At 70.3% G+C, this 22,749-nt stretch carries 25 protein-coding genes; 4 read left to right on the forward strand and 21 right to left on the reverse strand.

The window, feature by feature from the left end; genetic code table 11:
- Nucleotides 1-185: 185 nt before the first annotated feature.
- The 4 genes from pyrH to ABZ470_RS03550 all read right to left on the reverse strand — a co-directional run bounded on the left by pyrH (nt 186) and on the right by ABZ470_RS03550 (nt 3,685).
- On the reverse strand, nt 186-956 hold the full coding sequence (gene pyrH / locus ABZ470_RS03535) for a UMP kinase (protein WP_352009514.1): 771 nt from the start codon (nt 954-956) through the stop codon (nt 186-188).
- Nucleotides 957-1,009: 53 nt separating this feature from the next.
- Nucleotides 1,010-1,843, reverse strand: coding sequence for a translation elongation factor Ts (tsf, locus tag ABZ470_RS03540; protein ID WP_352009515.1), 834 nt, complete (start codon nt 1,841-1,843; stop codon nt 1,010-1,012).
- A 109-nt stretch (nt 1,844-1,952) separates the two neighbouring features.
- The gene (gene rpsB, locus ABZ470_RS03545) at nt 1,953-2,855 is read right to left on the reverse strand and encodes a 30S ribosomal protein S2 (RefSeq protein ID WP_352009516.1); all 903 of its coding nucleotides are present in this window, start codon (nt 2,853-2,855) and stop codon (nt 1,953-1,955) included.
- 227 nt (nt 2,856-3,082) lie between these two features.
- Nucleotides 3,083-3,685 (reverse strand): winged helix-turn-helix domain-containing protein, encoded by a 603-nt coding sequence (locus tag ABZ470_RS03550; protein ID WP_352009517.1) that lies wholly within the window; start codon nt 3,683-3,685, stop codon nt 3,083-3,085.
- A gap of 112 nt (nt 3,686-3,797) precedes the next feature.
- Between ABZ470_RS03550 and ABZ470_RS03555 the strand changes: the two genes are divergently transcribed.
- Nucleotides 3,798-5,036, forward strand: coding sequence for an MFS transporter (locus tag ABZ470_RS03555; protein WP_362909725.1), 1,239 nt, complete (start codon nt 3,798-3,800; stop codon nt 5,034-5,036).
- On the opposite strand, the gene ABZ470_RS03560 is transcribed toward ABZ470_RS03555, so the two are convergent.
- Nucleotides 4,975-6,321, reverse strand: a complete 1,347-nt coding sequence (locus ABZ470_RS03560) for an APC family permease (protein ID WP_362909727.1) — start codon at nt 6,319-6,321, stop codon at nt 4,975-4,977. The genes ABZ470_RS03555 and ABZ470_RS03560 overlap by 62 nt on opposite strands.
- A gap of 99 nt (nt 6,322-6,420) precedes the next feature.
- On the reverse strand, nt 6,421-7,788 hold the full coding sequence (locus tag ABZ470_RS03565) for a CoA transferase (RefSeq protein WP_362909729.1): 1,368 nt from the start codon (nt 7,786-7,788) through the stop codon (nt 6,421-6,423).
- Between the two features lie 194 nt (nt 7,789-7,982).
- On the opposite strand from ABZ470_RS03565, the gene ABZ470_RS03570 reads away from it, so the two are divergent.
- The 3 genes from ABZ470_RS03570 to dprA all read left to right on the forward strand — a co-directional run bounded on the left by ABZ470_RS03570 (nt 7,983) and on the right by dprA (nt 11,692).
- On the forward strand, nt 7,983-8,345 hold the full coding sequence (locus tag ABZ470_RS03570) for a YraN family protein (protein ID WP_352009521.1): 363 nt from the start codon (nt 7,983-7,985) through the stop codon (nt 8,343-8,345).
- Between the two features lie 33 nt (nt 8,346-8,378).
- On the forward strand, nt 8,379-9,950 hold the full coding sequence (locus tag ABZ470_RS03575; protein WP_352009522.1) for a YifB family Mg chelatase-like AAA ATPase: 1,572 nt from the start codon (nt 8,379-8,381) through the stop codon (nt 9,948-9,950).
- A 767-nt stretch (nt 9,951-10,717) separates the two neighbouring features.
- On the forward strand, nt 10,718-11,692 hold the full coding sequence (gene dprA / locus ABZ470_RS03580; protein WP_352009523.1) for a DNA-processing protein DprA: 975 nt from the start codon (nt 10,718-10,720) through the stop codon (nt 11,690-11,692).
- A 219-nt stretch (nt 11,693-11,911) separates the two neighbouring features.
- On the opposite strand, the gene ABZ470_RS03585 is transcribed toward dprA, so the two are convergent.
- The 15 genes from ABZ470_RS03585 to ABZ470_RS03655 all read right to left on the reverse strand — a co-directional run bounded on the left by ABZ470_RS03585 (nt 11,912) and on the right by ABZ470_RS03655 (nt 22,715).
- Complete coding sequence (locus ABZ470_RS03585; RefSeq protein WP_352009524.1) at nt 11,912-12,310, reverse strand: RidA family protein; 399 nt, start codon at nt 12,308-12,310, stop codon at nt 11,912-11,914.
- Nucleotides 12,311-12,710: 400 nt separating this feature from the next.
- Nucleotides 12,711-13,226, reverse strand: a complete 516-nt coding sequence (locus tag ABZ470_RS03590; protein ID WP_362909731.1) for a M23 family metallopeptidase — start codon at nt 13,224-13,226, stop codon at nt 12,711-12,713.
- 129 nt (nt 13,227-13,355) lie between these two features.
- A complete protein-coding gene (locus ABZ470_RS03595) occupies nt 13,356-13,679 on the reverse strand; it encodes a DUF2469 domain-containing protein (RefSeq protein WP_012888569.1) in 324 nt (107 codons plus the stop codon).
- A gap of 39 nt (nt 13,680-13,718) precedes the next feature.
- Complete coding sequence (locus ABZ470_RS03600; protein WP_362909733.1) at nt 13,719-14,405, reverse strand: ribonuclease HII; 687 nt, start codon at nt 14,403-14,405, stop codon at nt 13,719-13,721.
- Between the two features lie 64 nt (nt 14,406-14,469).
- Nucleotides 14,470-15,096 carry a signal peptidase I gene (gene lepB / locus ABZ470_RS03605; RefSeq protein WP_352009528.1) on the reverse strand — a complete coding sequence of 209 codons (627 nt, stop codon included), beginning with the start codon at nt 15,094-15,096 and terminating at the stop codon, nt 14,470-14,472.
- A 9-nt stretch (nt 15,097-15,105) separates the two neighbouring features.
- Nucleotides 15,106-15,996, reverse strand: a complete 891-nt coding sequence (lepB, locus tag ABZ470_RS03610) for a signal peptidase I (RefSeq protein WP_362909735.1) — start codon at nt 15,994-15,996, stop codon at nt 15,106-15,108.
- A gap of 153 nt (nt 15,997-16,149) precedes the next feature.
- Nucleotides 16,150-16,503 carry a 50S ribosomal protein L19 gene (gene rplS / locus ABZ470_RS03615; RefSeq protein ID WP_352009530.1) on the reverse strand — a complete coding sequence of 118 codons (354 nt, stop codon included), beginning with the start codon at nt 16,501-16,503 and terminating at the stop codon, nt 16,150-16,152.
- A gap of 195 nt (nt 16,504-16,698) precedes the next feature.
- Entirely contained in the window at nt 16,699-17,487 is a 789-nt protein-coding gene (trmD, locus tag ABZ470_RS03620; protein WP_362909738.1) for a tRNA (guanosine(37)-N1)-methyltransferase TrmD, read from the reverse strand.
- Between the two features lies 1 nt (nt 17,488).
- Nucleotides 17,489-18,004 carry a ribosome maturation factor RimM gene (gene rimM / locus ABZ470_RS03625; protein WP_352009532.1) on the reverse strand — a complete coding sequence of 172 codons (516 nt, stop codon included), beginning with the start codon at nt 18,002-18,004 and terminating at the stop codon, nt 17,489-17,491.
- A gap of 135 nt (nt 18,005-18,139) precedes the next feature.
- A complete protein-coding gene (locus ABZ470_RS03630) occupies nt 18,140-18,382 on the reverse strand; it encodes an RNA-binding protein (RefSeq protein WP_184713302.1) in 243 nt (80 codons plus the stop codon).
- Between the two features lies 1 nt (nt 18,383).
- A complete protein-coding gene (gene rpsP, locus ABZ470_RS03635) occupies nt 18,384-18,836 on the reverse strand; it encodes a 30S ribosomal protein S16 (RefSeq protein ID WP_352009533.1) in 453 nt (150 codons plus the stop codon).
- 466 nt (nt 18,837-19,302) lie between these two features.
- Nucleotides 19,303-20,850, reverse strand: coding sequence for a signal recognition particle protein (ffh, locus tag ABZ470_RS03640; RefSeq protein ID WP_352009534.1), 1,548 nt, complete (start codon nt 20,848-20,850; stop codon nt 19,303-19,305).
- A gap of 394 nt (nt 20,851-21,244) precedes the next feature.
- Nucleotides 21,245-21,805, reverse strand: coding sequence for an ATP/GTP-binding protein (locus ABZ470_RS03645; protein ID WP_031158879.1), 561 nt, complete (start codon nt 21,803-21,805; stop codon nt 21,245-21,247).
- Nucleotides 21,806-21,818: 13 nt separating this feature from the next.
- On the reverse strand, nt 21,819-22,175 hold the full coding sequence (locus ABZ470_RS03650; protein WP_352009535.1) for a DUF742 domain-containing protein: 357 nt from the start codon (nt 22,173-22,175) through the stop codon (nt 21,819-21,821).
- 126 nt (nt 22,176-22,301) lie between these two features.
- On the reverse strand, nt 22,302-22,715 hold the full coding sequence (locus ABZ470_RS03655) for a roadblock/LC7 domain-containing protein (protein WP_197048434.1): 414 nt from the start codon (nt 22,713-22,715) through the stop codon (nt 22,302-22,304).
- Nucleotides 22,716-22,749 lie beyond the last annotated feature (34 nt).

Below are 22,749 nucleotides of genomic sequence, written 5' to 3' on the forward strand. Positions count from 1 at the left end.
GTACGTTCCCTACCTCCAGGTCACTCACCCGACTCACTCACTTCACGGGAGACTCCTACGTCGCCCACCGCTCCGCTCGCTCCGTCAGGCTCGTTCCCTACCTCCAGGTCACTCACCCGACTCACTCACTTCACGGGAGACTCCTACGTCGCCCACCGCTCCGCTCGCTCCGTCAGGCTCGTTCCCTATTTCCCTGCCGGGCTCACCAGCGTGCCGATCTTCTCACCGCGTACGGCCCGCAGGATGTTGCCCTCGCCCATGAGGTCGAAGACCACGATGGGCAGGCCGTTGTCCATGCAGAGGCTGATGGCGGTGGCGTCCATGACACCGAGACCGCGGGTCAGCACCTCACCATATTCGAGGTGGTCGAACCTGACGGCGTCGGGGTTCTTCCTGGGGTCGGCGTCGTAGACACCGTCCACCTGGGTTCCCTTGAGCAGTGCCTGGGCGCCGACCTCAAGCGCGCGCTGGGCGGCGCAGGTGTCGGTCGAGAAGAACGGCGAGCCGAGTCCGGCCCCGAAGATCACCACGCGCCCCTTCTCCAGGTGGCGGATGGCGCGACGGGGCAGGAAGGGCTCGGCGACCTGCTGCATGGTGATCGCCGTCTGAACGCGGGTGTCGATGCCGCGCTTCTCCAGGAAGTCCTGGAGGGCCAGGCAGTTGATGACCGTGCCGAGCATGCCCATGTAGTCGGCCCTGGCCCGGTCCATGCCGCGCTCGGACATCGCCGCACCGCGGAACATGTTGCCGCCGCCGACCACGACCGAGACCTGGACGCCCTCGCGGACCGCCTCGGCGATCGAGTCGGCCAGCTGCCCGACGACGCGGGGGTCGATGCCCAGCGGCTCGCCCCCGGCGAACGCCTCACCGGAGAGCTTCAACATGACGCGTTTCCAGCGAAGCGGGCCCGCGTACGACGAAACCGCCGACGTAGCGGGGTCTGATTTCTCCTGCACGGCGGCGGCCTCCTCGTTGTTCTAACGCTCTGGTGAGAGAAGCTGGGTCAAGCCTAAGCCTGGCCCACCTTGTAGCGGACGAAGGCCTGGACCTGAACGCCGTTCTCGGTGGCGAACTTGCCGACGGACTTCTTGTTGTCCTTGACGAAAGCCTGCTCAAGCAGGGTGAAGTCCTTGTACCAGCCGTTGATGCGGCCGTCGACGATCTTGCCGATGGCAGCCTCGGGCTTGCCCTCCTCGCGGGTCATCTCCTCGAAGAGCGCGCGCTCCTTCTCGATGACGTCCGCGGGGACCGCGGCGGAGTCGAGGTACTTCGGAGCCATCGCGGCGGCGTGCTGCGCGATGTCCTTGGCGACCTCGGCGTTGGCCGTGTCGAGCTGGACCAGCACGCCGACCGCCGGGGGCAGCTGCGGGTCGGTCTTGTGCATGTAGGCGCCGATGAAGCCGCCCTCAAGGACCGCGAACCTACGGATCTCGATCTTCTCGCCGAGCGCGGCGTTGGCCTCGTCCAGCTGCTCCTTGACGGACTTGCCACCGAGCTCGGAGTCGAGCAGGGCGGGCACGTCGGCCGGCTTGGTGGCCAGGATGTGCTCGACGACCTGGGCCGCGAGCTCCTGGAAGCGCTCGCCCTTGGCGACGAAGTCGGTCTCGCAGTTGAGCTCGAGCAGCGCGGCGGAGGAGTCGCCGTCCTGCTTGAGGGCGATCAGGCCGTTGGAGGCGGTGCGGGCCTCGCGCTTGCCGACGTCCTTGGCGCCCTTGAGACGCAGGAGCTCGACGGCGCGGTCGAAGTCGCCCTCGGACTCCTCAAGAGCCTTCTTGCAGTCCATCATGCCGGCGGCGGTCAGCTCACGAAGCCGCTTGACGTCGGCCATGTTCACGGAAGCCATTGTCTTCTTCCTCGTGGGAATCGTCGTGGATCGGGTGGGTGCCCCGCGCTGGCGCACCCACCCGTGAAAGAGCCTTGCGGGTCGTACGGCCGGGCCGTACGAGGTGGGCCTAGGCCTGCTTGTCGGCGTCCTCGGCGGCCGGGGCGGCGGCCTCGGCCTCAGCCTCGGTGGCCTCGGCGGTCTCGGTGACCTCAGCGGCCGGGGCGGCCTCGGTCGCGGCGGTGGCCTCGGCGCCCGCGAGCAGCTCCTGCTCCCACTCGGCCAGCGGCTCGGCGCCACCGGCGACGGCCGGCTTGTCGTCACCGCGGTTGGCGCCCGCGCGGGCCATGAGGCCGGCGGCGACGGCGTCGGCGACGACGCGGGTCAGCAGACCGACGGCGCGGATGGCGTCGTCGTTACCCGGGATGGGGTAGTCGACCTCGTCCGGGTCGCAGTTGGTGTCGAGGATCGCGACGACCGGGATGTTGAGCTTGCGGGCCTCGCTGATCCCGATGTGCTCCTTCTTGGTGTCCACGACCCACACCGCGCTGGGCACGCGGGACATGTCACGGATACCGCCGAGGGTGCGCTCCAGCTTCTCCTTCTCACGGCGGCGCATGAGGAGCTCCTTCTTGGTGAGCCCCGAGCCGGCGACGTTGTCGAAGTCGAGCTCCTCAAGCTCCTTCAGACGCTGGAGCCTCTTGTGCACGGTGGAGAAGTTGGTGAGCATGCCACCCAGCCAGCGCTGGTTGACGTACGGCATGCCGACGCGGGCGGCCTGCTCGGCGATGGCCTCCTGCGCCTGCTTCTTCGTGCCGATGAACATGATCGTGCCGCCGTGCGCGACGGTCTCCTTGACGAAGTCGTAGGCCCTGTCGATGTAGGACAGCGACTTCTGCAGGTCGATGATGTAGATGCCGTTGCGCTCGGTGAAGATGAAGCGCTTCATCTTCGGGTTCCAGCGACGGGTCTGGTGACCGAAGTGGACGCCGCTCTCAAGCAGCTGCCGCATGGTGACGACGGGGGTGGACATGTGATTGTCCTCCAGGTCGGAGCACCCATCTCTGGGCGCTGTTCTCGGTTGACGCGACGGTCCGCGACCGTCGCCCTGATGCTCCGAACCGCCTCCAGCCGGGTTCTCACCCGGACCGATGGATGTGGTTCCTGATGGGGCATGCGAAGTCGGCCCGTGAGACACAGGCCATCGAAAATTGTACCCTCAGCCGGGCATCCCGCTGACCTCGGCGCGTCGGCGGCCCCTCACGCGTCGCGGGGAAGGCCGTGCGGCCGCCGTACGGCCCTGGGGAAGAGGTTGACCTGCGCCTCGGCGACCCTGGCGTCCGCGGGGGCCTCGTCCCGGCTGCGCGCGGTGAGCCGGTAGGGGGCGAGCAGCTCGTCGATCCGCCGGTTGAGATCCCCCAGCTCCTCCGAGTCGACCAGCAGGATCGTGCGGGAGAACGCCGTCGCCTCAAGCCAGTGCCTGGGCTCCCGATCCAGTGCCGCCAGGGCGCGGGCGGCCTCCTCGGCGGCCTGGTCGCGCATGACCTTGATCAGCAGGTCCTTGGCCGTTCGCACCTCGGGACCGTCCTCCGGCTTCCGGGTGACGGACATCCTCTTGGAGGAGCTGCGCCAGAGCCGTTCCCTGCCGTCGCCCCTGGGCGGCGCGTCCTCGGCGAAGCCGTACTTGGCGAGCATGCGCAGGTGGTAGCTGGCCGCGCTCGGGGTGATCCCGACGACCTCGGCGACCTCGGTCGCGGTGGCGGGCCCCTCGACCTGGAGCCGGTTCAGGATCGCCAGCCGCGCGGGGTGGGCGAGGGCGCGCATCGCCACGGGATCGGTGAGCGGCTCACGTTCCTGGGTCATGTGCAAACCGTACCCACCCTTCGATGTGAAGGATTGCCTTCACAATTATGAAGTACTACCTTCATAGTTGTGAAGCATTCCCTTCACACCTGCTCCCCGAAGGTGGTCCTCCGTGCTCCAGACCGTTCCGTTGCGCGCCCAACGCGACTACCGGTTGCTGCTGTCCTCCCGCGCCGTCTCCGAGATCGGCACCGAGATCTCCAAGCTGGCCGTGCCGCTGACCGCCGCCGCCCTGCTCGGCGCCTCCCCGATCCAGATGGGCCTGCTCACCGCCGCCTCCTCGCTGCCCTCCCTGATGTTCGGGCTGCAGGCGGGGGCCCTCGCCGACCGGCTCAGGAGGCACAGGCCGGTCATGGTCGCCTGCGAGGCGGCCTCCGCGATGGCCATGGCCACGATCCCTCTCGCCTGGTTCGCCGGGCTGCTGACGGTGCCGTGGCTGATCGCTGCGGCGTTCGTCGTCGGCACCGGCACCACGCTCTTCCGCGCGGCGAACTTCCCCCACCTGGCCGTGGTGGTCGACGAGAGGCAGCGGACCGAGGCGCTCGCAGGCCTGCACTCGGTCTTCTCCCTCGCCTCCATCTGCGGCCCCGGCCTCGCCGGACTACTCGTCCAGTTGTTCACCGCGCCGTTCGCGATCGTCGCCGACGCGTTCTCCTTCCTGGCCTCGGCGTTCCTCGTCCGGTCGATCAGGACCCCCGAGGACCACACTCCGGCTCCCCCGCGCGGTCTGTGGGCCGAGATCAACGAGGGTCTGCGAACGGTCACCGGCAACCCCGTGCTCAGAACGCTCTGCGGCTGCGGGGTCGTCATCAACTTCTTCGGGGCCGCCTACACGGCGGTGTTCGTGATCTACGCGCTCGCCGAACTTCACCTGCCCGCGGGGCTGATCGGCCTGCTCACCGCCAGCTTCGGTGTCGGCGGCCTGGCGGCCACGGCCCTCATCCCGCGCCTGACCGCGAAGTACGGCGAGCACCAGGTGATCGCGTGCGCCGTCATCGTCTTCCCGCTCGACTACGTGATCACGGCGACCGCCTCGGGGCCGACGTGGGCCGCCTTCCTGGCCCTGGCCGCCGGCGGGCTGGTCAGCGGTGCGGCCGTCATCGCCTTCTCCGTCTGCTTCGGCGCCGTGGTCCTGCGGGAGACCCCCGCCAGCCTGCGGGGCCGGGTCAACGCGACCAACACCTTCGCCGTCCAGGGCGTGCTGGCCCTCGGCGGCATCGCGGGCGGCCTGCTCGGTCAAGTGCTCGGGCTGCGCCCCGTCCTGTGGATCGGCGCGGCCGGGGTCGCGCTCACGATCCCGTGGATCTGGCTCTCCCCCCTCGGCCGTTCCTCCGCACCGCGAACACGATGACCCCGGTGACCAGCCAGACGAGCCCGGCGACCTTGGCGAGCGGAGCGGCCAGGATGATGATCCAGATCGCGACGAGGCCGCCCGCGACCGGCACGACCAGGTGCCGCCACAGGTCACGGCTCCCCCGGCGAACCCTGAAGTATCCGATCACCGAGCCGTGCAGCATCGTGAACGCCGCCAACGCCCCGATGTCCACGACCGAGACCAGCACGTCAAGACCGTCCGGCCTGCTCGCCGCCCAGACCGAGACGACCAGCGTCACCGCCCCCGCGCTGAGCAGCGCCGCCCGTGGCGTCCCGGAGCCCGGATCGACCGTCGAGAGCGCCCGGGGCAGGCCGCCGTCCCTGGCCATGCCGTACAGCAGCCGCCCGGCCGCGGCCACCGCGGTCATCGCGGCGAACGCGGGACCGACCGCCTTGGCCACCTTCATCAGGCCCGCCAGCCAGGGGGCGACCGACCGCTCGACCACGTCGTAGAAGGCCGTGCCCTGCGTGGCGGGGTCCGCGGCCAGCTCCGCCGGGCTCATCGGGGCCAGCAGGCCGGCCAGGAAGGTCTGCAGCACGAACAGCGCCCCCGCGACCCCCAGGCAGAGCAGTACCGCCCTGCCGACCTGGCGCGAGTCACCGGTCGTCTCCTCCGCGAACGAGGCGATGGCGTCGAACCCCAGGAAGGACAGCACCGCGACCGAGACGGCCCCGATCACCAGGGTGGTCGTGGTCCCGCCGACCCCGGTGAACGGCGACGCCCACGGCCTGACCGGCCCCTCGGCGACCAGCACGGCCACGGCCATCACCACGAAGATTGCCAGCACCACGATCTCGGCCAGCAGCACGACCAGGCCGACCCGGGCGGCCAGCCGTACTCCCGAGACGTTGAGCGCGGTGGTCACGGCGAAGGCCAGCGCGGTGAAGGCCCAGGCGGGGACGGCGGGAAAGAGCGCGTGCAGCGCGATCCCGGAGAACAGGTAGGCCACGCTGGGGATGAGCAGGTAGTCGAGCATGATCAACCAGCCCGCGAGGAACCCGGCCGCCTGACCGAGGCCCGCCGAGGCGTAGGCGAACACCGATCCGGCCCGCGGCACGACCCGTGACATCTCGGCGTACGACAGAGCGGTGAAGGCCATGGCCACCGTGGCGATGACGTAGACGAGCCCGACCGCCCCCGCGCTCCTCGCGTCGAGCACCCCGAACACGCCGACCGGGGCCAGCGGCCCGATGAACAGCAGTCCGTAGACGATCAGGTCCCGGACCGAGAGCGTACGGCGCAGCCTCGCCCGTGTCTCCACGCCATCCCTCCCCCCGCGCAGGATGCACTCGTCCCTGGACCATCCCCTCATCCGGCGTTGTCATCCGGGGTCGCCGCCGGAGGTTCCGGATCGGGCCGCTCACCACCAGGCGGGCGGGTGCTCCCCCTGTCCCGGTGGCGGGCTCGTCCAGTACGGCCGGGCACCGTCGACGCTCCCCGGCGCCCTGACGTAGGTGAGCCTCCCGAACTGGCTGTCCATCTCGCTCAGCAGGTCGGCGACCCGCGGCCCCTTCCCTGTGACGTTCTCCGCCTCGGCGCGGCCGAGCGAGTCGAGCCACAACGCGGTCCTGGCCAGCGACACCTCGACCCGCCAGGAACCTCCCTCCCGCGAACGGCGCGTCAGGGCGGCCATCGCGCCGAAGGCCGCCAGATAGCCCGTGGCGTGGTCGAGCGCCTGGGCGGGAAGCGGGCGCGGCCCGGCCCCGCCGCCACCCTCGTGGGCGATGCCGCACACCATCTGGACCAGACTGTCGAAACCCCGCCTGCCCGCCCACGGGCCGTGCGCGCCGTAGGCGGAGAGATCGACGCACACGATGCCCGGCCTGATCCCGGCCAGTTCCTCCGGACCGAAGCCCAGCGCCTCCAGCGCGCCCGGCCGGTAGGACTGCACGAACACCTCCGCCCCGGCGACCAGGTCACGCAACGCCGCCGCCCCCCGCGCGGTCCTCAGGTCGAGGTGGCAGGAGCGCTTGCCGAAAGCGGTGCCGACCACCAGCCCCGGCACCTCCGGCAGGTGCCCGGCCCCCACCCTGAGCACCCGCGCCCCGTGGGCGGCGAGCGTGCGGGTGGCCACCGGCCCGGCGATCACCCGTGTCAGGTCCAGCACCCGCACCCCGTCCAGCGGCCTGCCCCTCCTCCCGCCCGGTGCCCGTACCGGCCCGTCGCCGATCCTGGTCAGGCCGACGAGCGGCGAGCGCGCGACCGCCGCCCTCTGCGGATGGGCCCGCCACCCGGCGCGGCTGCGCATCATGGCCGCGCATCCCCCCTCGGCCGTGACCACCTCCTCGACCTCGAAGGCGGTACGGCCCGCGCACGCCCTGGCGACGGCCTCACCGTCCGCGCCGGCGGGCAACCCGAGGGCGGCCAGGGCCGCGTCCCTGTGGTGGTCGAAGTTGCAGTGCAGCCGGACCCACCCGTCAACGGTCCGGTAGTCGCCGGAAAGCGCCGCCCACCCGGCGGGACGAACTCCGTCGATCATGAAGTGGCGCTCGTCCAGGAAGGCGACCGCCGCCTCGCGGACGTCCACCTCCGCCCCCGCTCCTCCCCCGAGACCGGCCGCCGCGGCGGTCGCGGCCCCGACGGAGACCGCGGCCGCCGTGTCGACGTGGAAGACGGACGGCAGCACCGGCTCCGCGCCGTTGACCCGCAAAGGCGGCAGCTCGACCCCTACCTCGGCGCCCAGCCTTCGCACGAGGTCCTCGACGACCTCTTCTCTCTCCTCACACATGCGACGAAGCCTCGCACTTCACCTTTCCATCCGCGGGCCTTCGGCGGGTTCTGGCTCTGGACACCACCCGAGGTCGTCTCCCGTATGGGTTTTCCACAGGCCGGCCGGTCCGCGTGCCGTTTTCCACAGAACCGGATTCGGTCCCTCGCGGGCGGGGCGAGCTGCGCGAAGGTCTGGGACCGGAGGTGGTTTCCATGGCCGCGAAGGACGATCTCGGCAGGCACGGCGAGCAACTCGCCGTCGCCTACCTGCTGACCCGTGGCATGCGGGTTCTCGACCGCAACTGGCGATGTTCCGACGGAGAGATCGACGTGGTCGCCCGCGAGGACCACACGCTCGTCGCGGTCGAGGTGAAGACCCGTTCGGGGCGCACCCACGGCACGGCCTTCGAGGCGGTGACCGAGGAGAAGGTCGCCCGCCTGCGCAGGCTCATCGCCAAATGGCGGAACGAGCGGTGCGCCCCGTCCGAACGGTTCGACGCGATCCGTGTCGACGTCGTCGCCCTCGAACGGTTCGCCGGAGCCTTCACCATCCGTCACGAACGAGGGATGTGCTGAATGTCCCTCAGACCATCACAGGGAGTGTGAGAAGTGACCGTCGCGCGCACCCGGTGCGTCGCCCTGCTCGGAGTGACCGGTCATCCCGTCGACGTGGAGGCCGACGTGGGCAGCGGCGTCGCGGGCACGCATCTCATCGGCATGCTGGACACCGCGCTCAGCGAGGCCCGCGACCGGGTCCGCTCCGCCGTGGTCAACAGCCGCCACACCTGGCCGGACGCCCGCATCACCATCAGCCTGTTCCCCGCCAGCCTCCCCAAACGAGGCAGCATGTTCGACCTCGCCATCGCCGTCGCGTTGCTGGCCGCGGCCGGAGTCGTGCCCGTGGCGCGGGTCGCCGACCCGTTCTTCCTGGGTGAGCTCGGCCTGGACGGCTCGCTGAGACCCCTGCGAGGGGTGCTGCCCGCCGTGCTGGCCGCCGCCGCGGCCGGTGCCCGCACCGTCGTCGTCCCGTCCCGCAACGCCGCCGAGGCCGCGCTCGTGCCCGGTGTGACGGTGGTCCCCGTCTCCACCCTGAGCCGGCTGGTCGACTGGTTGCGCGACGACGACCAGACCACCGTGCCCGCGACCCCCGACCCCGCCCCGGACGAGACCGGCGAGTCCGTACGGCCGTGGGCCTCCTCCACCACCGAGCGAAGAGCGGGCACCCCCGACATGGGCGACGTGGCCGGTCAGCCCTTCGCCCGCCGCGCGCTTGAGGTCTGCGCCGCGGGTGGGCACAACCTCTGGATGCTGGGGCCGCCGGGCACCGGCAAGACGATGCTCGCCGAGCGCCTGCCCACCCTGCTTCCCCATCTGGAGCGCGAGCAGGCCCTGGAGGTGACCGCCATCCACTCCGTCGCCGGGGCGCTGCCCGAGGATCGCCCCCTGCTGGTCCGGCCGCCGTTCGTCGCGCCCCACCACACCGCGACCGTGGCGGCCGTCATCGGCGGAGGCAGCGGGGCGATCCGGCCGGGCGCGGTCTCCCTCGCCCACCGAGGGGTCCTCTTCCTCGACGAGGCCCCCGAATACCCGGCGACCGTTCTCGACTCCCTCAGGCAGCCGCTTGAGTCCGGCACGGTGACGGTGTCCAGGGCGATGGGCTCGGTGACGTTTCCCGCGCGGTTCATCCTGATTCTCGCGGCCAACCAGTGTCCGTGCGCGCGTCCCTCGGGGCCCGCCGATCCGTGTCGCTGCACCCCGATGGCCCGCAGACGTTACCTTTCCAGGCTCTCCGGCCCGCTGCTCGACCGCGTCGACATCAAGATCACACTGCATCGTTCCAGCCGCCGTGAGCTTCTCGCCGACCGCCGGTTCATCGAGCCGAGCCGGGTGGTGGCCGAGCGGGTCCTGGCCGCCCGCGAACGGGCCGCGAAACGGTTCGCGGGCACACCGTGGCGGTGCAACGCGGAGGTGTCGGCCCAGGCTCTGCACACCGGCTACCGTCCGGCTTCGAAGGCGATGGCCCCGCTGCTCCGCTGTCTCGACAGCGGAGAGTTGAGCGCCCGGGGGCTCGATCGAACGCTCAGAGTGGCCTGGACGCTCGCCGATCTCGCGGGAAAGAACGCGCCCGAGGTCACCGAGACCAACGCGGCGCTCGGCCTGTGGCTTGGGGAGGCACGATGAACGACCGTCTCGCACGGGTCACGCTGATGCGGGTGGCGGAGCCCGGCGACCCCGTGGTCGGCCGTCTCGTCGCCACCATCGGCGCCGAGGCCGCTGTCAGGCGGATCCGCCGTGGCCGTCCTGATCCGGAGCTCGTCCGCTGGTTCGCCGACACCTGCCGTCCTGCCCCGCCGAGCACACGGCCTCCCCGCTCCGTCCGGCCGGTCTCCGGCGATCGGAACGATCACGCCGCCCACCCACCCGGCGCCGCCGGACACCTCGCCGGGAAACCGCCGACGAACGAGACAGAGGATGACGATGCCACCTTCGGGGCCACCTTCGGGGCCGCCTTCGAGCCGGATGGCCACGGTGTCCGTCCTGGGGCGAGCGGCGTTCCTCGGCCACGCGCCACGGGGCGGCCGGAGAGCCGGGCTGCTGGCGTTCCTCTCAGCCCGGAGAGCTCCCACGGGGTGTGCGCCACTCTGCTGGACGGCCATGACGGCCCTCCTGGGAGGCGAGCCGGTCAGGTGTCGCTGGACCGGGCGAGGGGTGATCGTGGCCGTCCGGGGCCGGATGATGTTCCTGGGGTGGGCGCGGGAGAACACGACCTCCGGAGCGTTTCCGGCGCGTGCGGCGCCCACGCCGGGGGCGACCATCCGGGTGTTCCGGGGGGCTCTCATGACGGCCGCTCCCCCGGTGATCTCACCGCGTCCGGGGGTTCGCCGATCCGGCGTCACGGTTCCTCGTCCCGTGCGGGCGGCGAACGGGCCGTTGAACGGCTCGGCCGGATGTTCTCCTCATGGGCGGCCCGCCTCGAAGCAGCCGATCCCGCCCAGGACCTGGCCTCGGGAGAACGGCTCGGGGCCAGACTGGTGGTTCCGGGAGATCCCGAATGGCCGACCCAGCTGAACGACCTCCAGGAGCGCGCGCCGTACGGCCTGTGGCTCAACGGGGAGGCGGACCTCCGCTTCTCCTGCCTGCGTTCCGTCGCCGTCGTCGGCTCCAGGGCGGCCACGCCGTACGGCACGCACATGGCCGCGGAGTTCGGCGCCGGACTCGGCGAGCGCGGCTGGAGCATCGTCTCCGGGGGCGCCTACGGCATAGACGGGGCGGCTCATCGCGGCGCTCTCGAAAGCGGGGCGCCGACCGTCGTGGTCCTGGCCTGCGGCACCGACGTCGCCTATCCCAGCGCGCACCACGACCTGTTCGCGGCCGTGCGGTCGCAGGGGCTCCTGGTGAGCGAGTGCCCGATGGGCGCCCGCCCCACCCGGCCACGCTTCCTGATCCGCAACCGTCTCATCGCCGCTCTGTCACGGGGAAGCCTGGTGATCGAGGCGGCCGTGCGCAGCGGGGCGCTGAACACCGCCGGACACGCGACCTCGCTGAACCGCGTCGTGGCCGCCGTCCCCGGGCCCGTGACGTCGGAGATGTCGGCCGGGTGTCATCGGCTGATCCGTCAGGGGGCCGCGGTCTGTGTCACCACCCCGGCGGAGATGATCGAGCTCGTCGGGGTGATGGGAGACGATCTCGCCCCCGAGGTCCGGGGGCCCGTGCTTCCCCGTGACCGGCTGGACCCGGAGACCCGTCAGGTCCTGGAGGTCATCCCCGCCCGTACGGGAGCCGGCCCGGCCGTGATAGCGACGGCCGCGGGCGTCGATCTGGAGACCGTGCTGTCCTGCCTGGGCGGCCTGGCCGCCGCCGGATACGTGGAACGTGTCGCGAAAGGCTGGCGGTTGCGCCCGAACAGATCACCGGGAGGCTGACTCCCTCTCGCCGCGACGAGGGGCTTGGGGGGATCGGCGCGAAACGCGTCACGAGGCCAAGGAGGCCCTACCGGGAACCCGGACGAAACCAGCGAAGGGCGAGCCATGGCTGTCGTATGCCGGCGTCGTATTCGCCCCCACCGGGTCTCCCTACGCCGTCGCCCCCGGCCTCCATCGCCTCCCGTCACTTTCCGGACGTCCTACCCCGGGAGGCCGCGCTCAGGGAATCGCGGCCACGGCGGTGATCTCCACGAGTTGGCCGGTGTATCCCAGGCACGAGACGCCCAGCAGGGTCGAGGTGTGCGGGCCCTCCGCGAGGCCGGACTCACGCACGACCTGCCACACCCGGCCGAGGGGTTCGGGGGTGTCCGCCACCACGTAAACGGTGCTGGACAGCACATGGCTCAGGTCGCTGCCCGCCGCCTGCAACGCGGTCCGCAGATTGGCCAGCACCTGCCGGGTCTGCGCGACCGGATCACCGGCCCCGACAAGGCCGCCGTCACCGTCCAGCGGGACGGCACCGGCCATGAAGGCCAGCCGCTGACCGGCCTCGACCACGACCGCGTGCGCGTAGTCCGGGGGCGGGAACAGCCCCGCGACGGTCATCCGATGGATCATCACACTCCTGACGCTTGGTTGCCCACGCACCGGTCTCCCGGCACGTCGGCCTCCCGGCAGACGGGCTTCCCGACATACCGGTCTTCTGACGACGCCGTTCCAGAACGGAACCCCGGCCTCCTGAGGCGCCGGTTTCCCGCCATGCCGGTCTCCTGGCGCCCTGGCATGATGATCGCCGTCTCCGGCTCCGATGTCATCCGGGTTTTCCCGCGCCGCACCCCCGTCATGCCCGTCATCCCCGTCATCTCCGGCATCCCCGTCAAGCCCGGATGACCCCACCGCACCCCGCTGACCGTCGAAGCCGAGGCGACCCGTCGGCCTCGCCCCTTGCGGACATGGGCGGCCCGTTGTCTCCACGGCCGCCGGGCACGGGTGATCCGCCGGCCGACGGGGCACCGGATCACCGGGGTCCCACGGGCCAGACCGGGAGCAGCCTGACCCGTCCCTGTCCCAGCAGGAGGAGCGGGTCGAGGTAGGAGCGGTCCCGTAACAGGCCCCAGTGCAGGCAGGCCGTACGACAGTGGCCGGGAACGTCCTGGACGACGCCGATGACCTCGCCCCGGTTCACCCGCTGGCCACTCCGTACCGAGGGGCGGACGGGAAGGTAGGTCGTCCGCAGGCCGCCGGGGTGAAGCACCGTCACCACCGCCCGTCCGGCGAGCGGCCCCGCGTAACCGATCGTCCCCGCACCGGCCGCGTGCACCTCCGCACCGGGGGTCGTGGCGAGGTCGACCCCCCGATGGCCGGCCAGCCACGGCCGAGCCGGAGGGTCGAACCCCCTGAGCACGACGGGACGCCCCACGAGCGGCCGGCCCCACCGGGCGGAGACGGTGTCAGGGGACGCGCCACGGGTGCCCCCGTCCGCCGGGAGGGCGAACAGCGGCACCACCAGCAGAATGACGAGGAAGGATCTCACGCATCGAGGATGCGCGTTCCCGGCCGGAGACGACGGACCGAACGGCGTTCTGTGGACAGCCGACGTCCCCCGGAGCGGAGGACGTCGGAGGAGATCCCGGCGAAAGACACCGGGAGGGCGCAAACGGGCTCAGTTCGAGAAGCCCTCCTTGGGCATCTCCAGGTCGGGCTTGGCGAGTTCCTCGACGTTGACGTCCTTGAAGGTGACCACGCGGACGTTCTTGACGAACCTCGCGGGCCGATACATGTCCCAGACCCAGGCGTCCTGCATCTTCACGTCGAAGAACACGTCACCGTTCTCGGCGGTACGGACGTCCAGATCGACCGAGTTCGTGAGGTAGAAGCGCCGCTCGGTCTCGACCACGTAGGTGAACAGACCGACGACGTCGCGGTACTCACGGTAAAGCTGCAGCTCCATCTCGGTCTCGTATTTTTCGAGATCCTCTGCGCTCATACCGGTCCTCCTGTCGCACGCCCTTCCCGGGCCGTCTGATCAGACGACACCGGCCCCCATTTCATTTTCACCCATCACCTCACCCGGCCTGGACCTCGCCACCGTCGCGAACGAGAAACGGTGGTCGGGGCACGGACCGTACATCTCCAGTGCTCTGCGATGATCCACGGTGCCATACCCCTTGTGCTCCGCGAAGCCGTACACGGGATGGCGTTCGTGGAGCGCGATCATCATTCTGTCTCGCGTCACCTTCGCCACGATCGACGCCGCCGCCACACAGGCGGCGACCTGGTCCCCCTTCCAGACACCCAGCGAGGGAACCGGCAGGCCGGGGACGGGGAAGCCGTCGGTGAGCACGTAGCCGGGATGGAAGGAAAGCCGCGCGACGGCACGGCGCATTCCCTCGATGTTCGACTTGTGCAGGCCGCGCCTGTCGATCTCCTTCGGAGAGATCGTCACCACGCTGAACGTCCTGGCCGTCATCATGATCCGGTCGTACAGCGCCTCCCGCCGGGAGGCCGTGAGCGCCTTGGAGTCGCCGAGCCCCTCGATCCTGCGCCCGAGGACGACCGCCGCGATCACCAGGGGTCCCGCGCAGGCTCCCCGGCCCGCCTCGTCGACCCCGGCCACCGGGCCCAGGCCACGGCGTGCCAGAGCCCGCTCATAGCCGTACAGGCCTGAGTCGCGCCGGACCACGCTGGGCGTGGGACGGAACGCAATCGTCATCGCACCACGGCAGACATAGCGACCATGAGCAGAGAGTACGCCCCATCCGGACCATTCGGTACCGCTATCTCAGCTTGGTGAAGGTCTCCGGCGTGGAGAGCAGTCCTACCCTGGAGAACGGCCAGTAGATCGCGAAGGCCCGGCCGATGACCGCCTTCTCCGAGATCGTGCCCTCTCCCTCCTGCTCCTCGTGCGTCCGGGAGTCGGCGGAGGCCGAACGGTGGTCTCCCATGACCCACAGCCGCCCCTTGGGCACGACCTTCTCGAACTTCTCACCCGAGGGGAAGTCGTCGGGGTGGAGGTAGGCCTTCTCGTCGAGCGGCACCCCGTTCACCGTGATCCGCCCCTGGGCGTCACAGCACTTCACCGTGTCGCCGCCGACCGCGATGACCCGTTTGATGGTGTCCTCGCCGTCCCAGCCCTTGAAGACGACGACGTCGCCACGATCGGGCGTGCCGGACAGCTTGTTGACGAACACCCGGTCTCCGTTGATCAGGGTGTTCTCCATCGACTCCGACGGAATGGCGAAGGAGTCGAGGACGATCAGGCGCAGCAGAAGCGCCACGAGCACGCCGCCCAGCAGCAGGAGCGCCGACTCGATCAGGCTCTTCCTCTTCGAGCCCTTCTTCTCAGGCTGGGGGGAGGGCTCGTCCTCGGGGGTGACGGGCCTGTTCTCGGGTTCCACGGTCATGGGGTACGGCTACCGCCTCGAACGCCGGCGGCGCCGCCACAGCACCAGGGGCACGGCCCCCGCGAAACCGGCCACGAAGGGGACTGCCTCCCCCGCCGCTACGGCGGCCTTGAGGGCCGGCTGGTTGAAGGTGCTGGGGATGGGGATGATCTCGGCCCTTGAGAAGGGCCACACGATCACGAAGGCCCGGCCGATGACCTTGTCGATGGGAATGCTCCCGCCGCCGGGGTCACCCATGTGCAGGCGGGAGTCCAGGGAGACGGAGCGGTGGTCGCCCATCACCCACAGGCGGCCCGGCGGGACCTTCACGCTGAAGGTCCTGTCGGAGGGGACGTTGCCGGGATAGAGGTAGGCCTTCTCGTCGAGCGGCACCCCGTTCACCGTGACCCGCCCCTGGGCGTCACAGCACTTCACCGTGTCACCGGGCACTCCGATGACCCGCTTGATGTAGTCCTTCTCGCCCGGGACGACGCCGAAGGCGGAACCGGCCCACCTGAAGAAGGCGACCACGGGGTTGGCCGGCTCCTCGATGTTCACCTCGCTGTCCCAGGAGTCGACGCCGGAGAAGACCACCACGTCACCGCGTTCGATGTCGCGGACCCGGTAGACGAGCTTGTTCACCAGGACACGGTCGTTGACCAGGAGGGTGTTCTCCATGGACTCGGACGGGATGTAGAACGCCTGGACCACGAAGGTCTTGATGACGAGCGCGAGCACCAGCGCGACGACGATCAGGACGGGGAGTTCCTTCCAGAAGGCCCCCTTCTTCTTGCCCTCGCCATCGGCCCGCTCGTCCCGGCCGCCCTCGGCGTTCGTCTGGGTCTCTCCGGCGATCACGCCCACCTCGTCCTCGACAGGTCGACGCGAGGCTGCGCCGGACTCCCGGTCTTCGCTAGTCATCGGTGACGAGCCTAGATGATGGAAAGCGCCGGTCAGCCGCCCGCCGGGTTACCTGACAGCTATGGGTCCGCCATAGGAGGTCAAACCCTCCTGCATGCGAATGGCCCGCACCACCGACGGCGGAGCGGGCCAGAACGTTCGAATGCGGGCGCGTCAGCGAGCCTCGCGCTTCTCCTTGATGCGGGCGGCCTTGCCGCGCAGGTCGCGCATGTAGTAGAGCTTGGCGCGGCGGACGTCACCACGGGTCACCACGACGATCTTCTCGATGACCGGGCTGTTCACCGGGAAGGTGCGCTCGACGCCGACGCTGTAGCTGACCTTGCGCACGGTGAAGGTCTCACGGGAGCCACCGCCCTGGCGGCGCAGGACGAAGCCCTTGAACACCTGGATACGGGACCGGTTGCCCTCAATGACCCGTACGTGAACCTCAAGCGTGTCGCCGGGGCGGAAGGCCGGGATGTCGGAACGGAGCGAGGCCTTCTCGATCTCGCTGATCAGCGTGTGCATGACAGTGGTACCTCGTCTAGATGAGCACGTGGAGGTTCATCCGGCCGCGGCGGGCGGCATCGCGATGGACACACGTGCTGAATTGGATGTGTCTGGGAACCGGGCCGTCCGCCCGGTTGCGCGCGCCAACCCGTGGACAGCAAGCGGCAACGCTTCAGTTTGCCATATTTCTCCGACCGACCGGAAATCAGCACGTCAGGCCGGGTGGTCGCCCTCCTGAGCGGGCTGTCCCAGCTCCGCCAGGAGCTTCAGGTCGTGCTTGTCCAGGCCCCGCGGGTCGAGCGCGGCCAGCAGCTCGGGCCGGTTTCTCGCGGTACGGCGCAGCGCCTCGTCCCGCCGCCACCTGGCGATCCGGCCGTGGTGCCCGGACAGCAGGATCTCGGGGACCTCGTGTCCCCGCCACTCGGGGGGCTTGGTGTAGACGGGCCCCTCAAGGAGGTTCTCCATCGCCCCCGGCGCGAACGAGTCGTCCACGGCGGAACAGGCGTTGCCGAGCACCCCGGGCAGCAGCCGTCCCACGGCCTCGACCATCACCAGCACCGCGGCCTCACCACCGGCCAGCACGTAGTCGCCGACACTGACCTCGTCGACCCGCGTCCGCGTGCCGTACTCGGCCATGACGCGGGAGTCGATGCCCTCGTAGCGGGCGGGGGTGAACAGCAGCCACGGCTCGGCGGCGTACTCCATCGCGAGCCGCTGGGTGAAGGGCACCCCGCTCGGGGTCGGCACGATGATCCGGGCGGGCGCGTCCTGGCCGGTCGAGAGGACGGCGTCGATGGCCTCGCCCCACGGGTCGGGCTTCATGACCATGCCGGGGCCGCCGCCGTAGGGGGTGTCGTCCACGGTGCGGTGTACGTCGTGGGCCCAGTCGCGCAGCTGGTGCAGGCGCACGTCCAGGATGCCGCGCTCACGCGCCTTGCCGATGAGGGAGACACCGAGCGGCGCGAAGTACTCGGGGAAGATCGAGATGATGTCGACGCGCATGTCAGACGGCCTCGTCCGGGTCGAGCAGGCCCGCGGGCGCGTCCACGACGAGGTGCCCCTTCTCCAGGTCGACCACGGGCACCAGCGCCTTGACGAACGGCACGTAGACCTCCCTGCCCTGCCTGCGCACCACGAGCAGGTCCTGCCCGTGGTGGAGCACGTCGGACACCTCACCGGCGCGCTCCCCGTCGGGGGTGAGCACGGTCAGGCCGATGAGCTGGTGGTCGTGGAACTCGTCCGGGTCGTCGGAGGGCGGGATGTCCGCCGAGTCGATGACGAGCATGGTGCCCCTGAGCCCCTCGGCCCGGTCGCGGTCGTCGACGCCCTCGAACCTGACCAGCAGGACTCCGGCGTGGTTGCGGCTCGACCGGACGACGAGCGGGCCCGCGGCGGCGGGGTCGGTGGCGATGGCGGCCCCGGGAGCGAAGCGCCGCTCCGGGTCGTCGGTGCGCACCTCGACGGACACCTCGCCGCGAAGTCCGTGGGGACGGCCGATCCGGCCTACGACAAGCTGCACGCCCGCCTCCCGAGATAGTGGTGTGTGAGAAGACGAACGGGCCACCCACACTGGGTGGGTGACCCGTTCGCCGGTGGATCTCATGTGGGTGCCTGACCCCGTTCCCCGGACCGGAACGCCCGGGGAGAGGGACCTCTAACGGGCCTCGTTCAGGTCGAGCAGGTCGACCCGGATGTACTTGCCGTCGCCCAGGGCGTTCACCACGGTGCGGAGCGCCTTGGCCGTACGGCCGCCACGGCCGATGACCTTGCCGAGGTCCTCGGGGTGGACCCGGACCTCAAGCACACGACCGCTGCGGATGCGGCGCGCGTGAACCTGGACCTCGTCGGGATGTTCGACGATGCCCTTCACCAGGTGCTCGAGGGCCTCCTCAAGCACCTCAGGCCTCGCCTTCCGGCTTCTCCTCCGCGGCCGTTTCCTGGGCCTCGGCGGCAGGCTCGTCGGCCTTCGCCTTCTTGGCGGACTTCCTCGGCGTGGTGGCGTTGTCCAGGGACAGCGCCTCCTTGGCCGCGGCCTCGTAGAGGGCGTGGCGGTCGGCCTTGGGCTCGGCCACCTTGAGCGGAGCCGGAGCGGCCTCGCCCTTGAACTTCTGCCAGTCGCCGGTGAGCTTGAGGAGCTTCAGCACGGGCTCGGTCGGCTGCGCGCCGACACCCAGCCAGTAGGCCGCACGCTCAGCGTTGACCTCGATGCGCGAAGGGTTCTCCTTCGGGTGGTACAGACCGATCTCCTCGATCGCCCGGCCGTCACGCTTGGTGCGGCTGTCGGCGACGACGATGCGGTACTGCGGGTTGCGGATCATGCCGAGCCGCTTGAGCTTGATCTTGACTGCCACGGGTGTGGTCTCTCCTGCATTAGAGCGTGGGTGAGCGGCGTCTCATCGAGTGGGGTACGAGGAGAGGACCGTTCAGGGGACAGGCGCGGCACGCGGGGGTGAGAGGGCACCCACGTGACCACGATGTTCCAACATGTCATTCTGCCAGACGCACAGAGGTGCCCGACCAACGACGCCCCATCCCGCACGGCACGCGGACGGCAAATCTCGGTAATCCGCGTGCGCGGTGGGCGTGTGGCCCGCTTCGCGACGCCGGGCGGCCACCACGAGAACCCCGCCATGGGCGAGGCGGCCGTCCTCGGACCCGTTTCAGCCGGAAGGAGCGCCGTCCTCCCCCGCCCGAGGCCGGGAGAGGACGTTCACCGGGGGCGCACCCCCAGCAGTTCGAGGGCCGTCATGATGATGAATCCGACCATGATGGCCACCCAGATCCATCTGGCCCGCCGATGGAACCGGTCGTCTCCGGTCACTTCTGGCCGGGAAGCTTGAACTTCGAGGGGTCGAAGCCCGGCGGGAGCTCAAGGCCGGGAGGAAGCTGACCGGCTCCGAGCCTGCCGAGGGCGCCGCCCGCGCCGGGGGCGTCGGGGGCCGCGGCGGAGGCGTTCTTGCCGAGTGCGGCCTTGCGCGGGTCGCCGCTGACCCTGCGACCCTTGGCGGCCTTCTTCTGCGCGCCCTTGTTCTTGCGCCCGCCCGGCATGCCGGGGATGCCCAGGCCGCCCGCCATGCGCTTCATCATCTTCTGCGCGTCGAAGAACCGGACGACCAGGTTGTTGACCTCGGTCACGCTGACGCCGGAGCCCTTGGCGATGCGGGCGCGGCGGGAGCCGTCGATCATCTTGGGGTTCTGGCGCTCGCCCGGGGTCATCGAGCGGATGATGGCGGCGACGCGGTCCAGGTCACGGTCGTCGACCTGGTTGATCTGGTCACGCATCTGCCCCATGCCGGGCATCATGCCGAGCAGGTTCTTGATGGGGCCCATCTTGCGGACCATCATCATCTGCTCAAGGAAGTCTTCGAGCGTGAAGCCCTCGCCGGAGGTGAGCTTGCCCGCCATCTTGGCGGCTTCCTGCTCGTCGAAGGTTTTCTGCGCCTGCTCGATCAGGGTGAGGATGTCACCCATGTCGAGGATGCGGGAGGCCATCCGGTCCGGGTGGAAGGCGTCGAAGTCCTCAAGCTTCTCACCCGTCGAGGCGAACATGATCGGCTTGCCGGTGATGTGACGCACCGAGAGGGCGGCACCGCCCCGGGCGTCGCCGTCGAGCTTGGTGAGCACGACGCCGTCGAAGCCGACACCCTCCATGAAGGCCTGGGCGGTGGAGACCGCGTCCTGACCGATCATGGCGTCGACGACGAACAGGACCTCGTCCGGGGAGACCGCGTCGCGGATGTCGGCGGCCTGCTTCATCAGCTCCTGGTCGATGCCCAGGCGGCCCGCGGTGTCGATGATGACGATGTCGTGCTGCTGGCGCCTGGCGTGCTCGACCGACTGGCGGGCCACGGCGATCGGGTCGCCGACGCCGTTGCCGGGCTCGGGGGCGTAGACCGCCACGCCCGCGCGCTCGGCGACGACCGAGAGCTGCTGGACCGCGTTGGGGCGCTGCAGGTCGGCGGCCACCAGCAGCGGCGTGTGGTTCTGCTCACGCAGCCAGCGGGCGAGCTTGCCGGCCAGGGTGGTCTTACCGGCGCCCTGGAGACCCGCGAGCATGATGACGGTCGGCGGGTTCTTCGCGTAGCGAAGCCGCCGGGTCTCGCCGCCCAGGATCTCGACCAGCTCGTCGTTGACGATCTTGACGACCTGCTGCGCCGGGTTCAGCGCCTGGGACACCTCGGCGCCCCTGGCCCGTTCCTTGACCTGGGCCACGAACGTCCTGACCACCGGCAGCGCGACGTCGGCCTCAAGCAGCGCGATACGGATCTCGCGGCAGGTCGCGTCGATGTCGGCCTCGGACAGGCGCCCCTTGGAACGAAGGGAGGAGAAGACCGATGTCAGCCGGTCGGAAAGCGTCTCGAACACGTGATTGGCCAGCCTCTGCGCTCTCGGGTCTGCGACTCGACATCCCAGCCTATCCGCTGGAGAGGGCGGAACACGCCCTCGCGAGACGGTGGTATGCCCGCGACGTACCGGTCGCGCGGGCGGCGACGGTACGTCCGTGCCCCCTGCCCGGTCCCGCGGGAGACCGCGCCCGCTCTCGCGGAACCGGGCAGGAGGCACGGACGCCGGGACGTCCCTGAGGGGTCACCCGGGCACGGCACGACGGCCGCGGGCACACAGCGGGCGCACGATGGACACGCGGTGTGCGTACGGTGGGCGCACCGTGGGCACACGGTGACACACAGTGGACATGACGAGACGCCGGGACCGCCGGTCGCGGTTCGGGTCCCGGGCGCCCCGGCCGGGCGGGACTGTCTCAGCGGCCCCAGCCGGGGACGGCCATCCGCATGGTGAGGGCGTGCTCGACCAGTGTGATGAGCGTGGCCTTCACCGCGTCCCTGGAGCGCGCGTCGGTGCGCGAGATCGGGATGTGCGGCGCCAGCGTGAGCGCCTCGCGCACCTCCTCCTCGCCGTGCAGGTAGGTCCCGTCCCAGCCGTTGACCGCGACGACGAAGGGGAGCTTGGCCTCCTCGAAGTAGTCGATCGCCGGGAAACTGTCGGCCAGCCGCCGGGTGTCGACGAGCACGATGGCGCCGATGGCGCCGCGCACGAGGTCGTCCCACATGAACCAGAACCGGTGCTGGCCCGGCGTGCCGAACAGGTACAGGATCAGGTCCCGGTCCAGGGAGACGCGCCCGAAGTCCATCGCGACCGTGGTCGTCGTCTTGTTCGGGGTGAGGCCGAGGTCGTCGATGCCGGCGCTGGCGTCGGTCATCACCGCCTCCGTGGTCAGCGGCAGGATCTCGGAGACCGCTCCCACGAACGTGGTCTTGCCCACACCGAAGCCACCGGCGACGACGATCTTCGTCGATGTCAGGCCGCCGCCGCGGCTAGAGCCTGCGAAGTCCACTGAGCACCCTTTCCAGCAGGTTGAGATCCGGCTTGCCCGCGTCCAGTTGCGGCTGGTGCAGCTGGACCAGTCCCTCAGCCGCCATGTCCGCGACCAGGATCCGGGTGACGCCGAGCGGGATGCGGAGCATCGCGGAGATCTCGGCGACCGAGCGCACTTGTCGGCACAGGGCGCTGATGGCCTGGTACTCCGGCGTGCGGTTGGACAGATCGTGGTGCGCGGACGTCGCCGAGGAGACCAGGGCCTCCATGGCGAGCTGGGTCCGGGGGGCGGTTCGCCCTCCGGTGACGGCGTACGGCCTGACCAGGGAGCTCTGCTCCACGGGCGCCGGTTGCATGAGATGTGAAGGACCACCCTGTTGCCGGTGGGGGTCGTCCATGGACTGGTAGGGAGGCCCGCCTAGCGGGTCCCCCTCACCGGGCCAGCCGCGGCCTGCCACGGCATCCTCCTATGGTCGTCGCCATCACCGGGGGTGTGAGGCCTGGAGTTCGGCGCGGACCGCCGGTGTCAACACCTGGCCCGCTCGTTCGACAAGCAGGGTCATCTGGTAGGCCACGAGACCCATGTCGCAGTCGGCCGCGGCCAGTACGGCCAGGCAGGAGCCGTCGCTGATCGACATGATGAGCAGCAGTCCTCGCTGCATCTCGACCACGGTCTGGGTGACCGCTCCGCCCTCGAAGACCCTGGAGGCGCCTTGGGTCAGGCTGATCAGCCCGGCGGCGACCGCCGCGAGCTGGTCGGCCCTGTCCCTGGGGAATCCATCGGAATACGCCAACGGCAGGCCGTCGGCCGACACAACGACCGTGTGGGCAACGCCTGGGACGTTGTTCACGAAGTCGGTGATCAGCCAGTTGACCCCCCGGGCGGCCTGGCTCATTTCGCGCACGTGTCATCCTCCTTGGCGACCGGGG

The sequence above is a fragment of the Streptosporangium sp. NPDC020072 genome (assembly GCF_040631445.1).
GTDB lineage: Bacteria > Actinomycetota > Actinomycetes > Streptosporangiales > Streptosporangiaceae > Streptosporangium.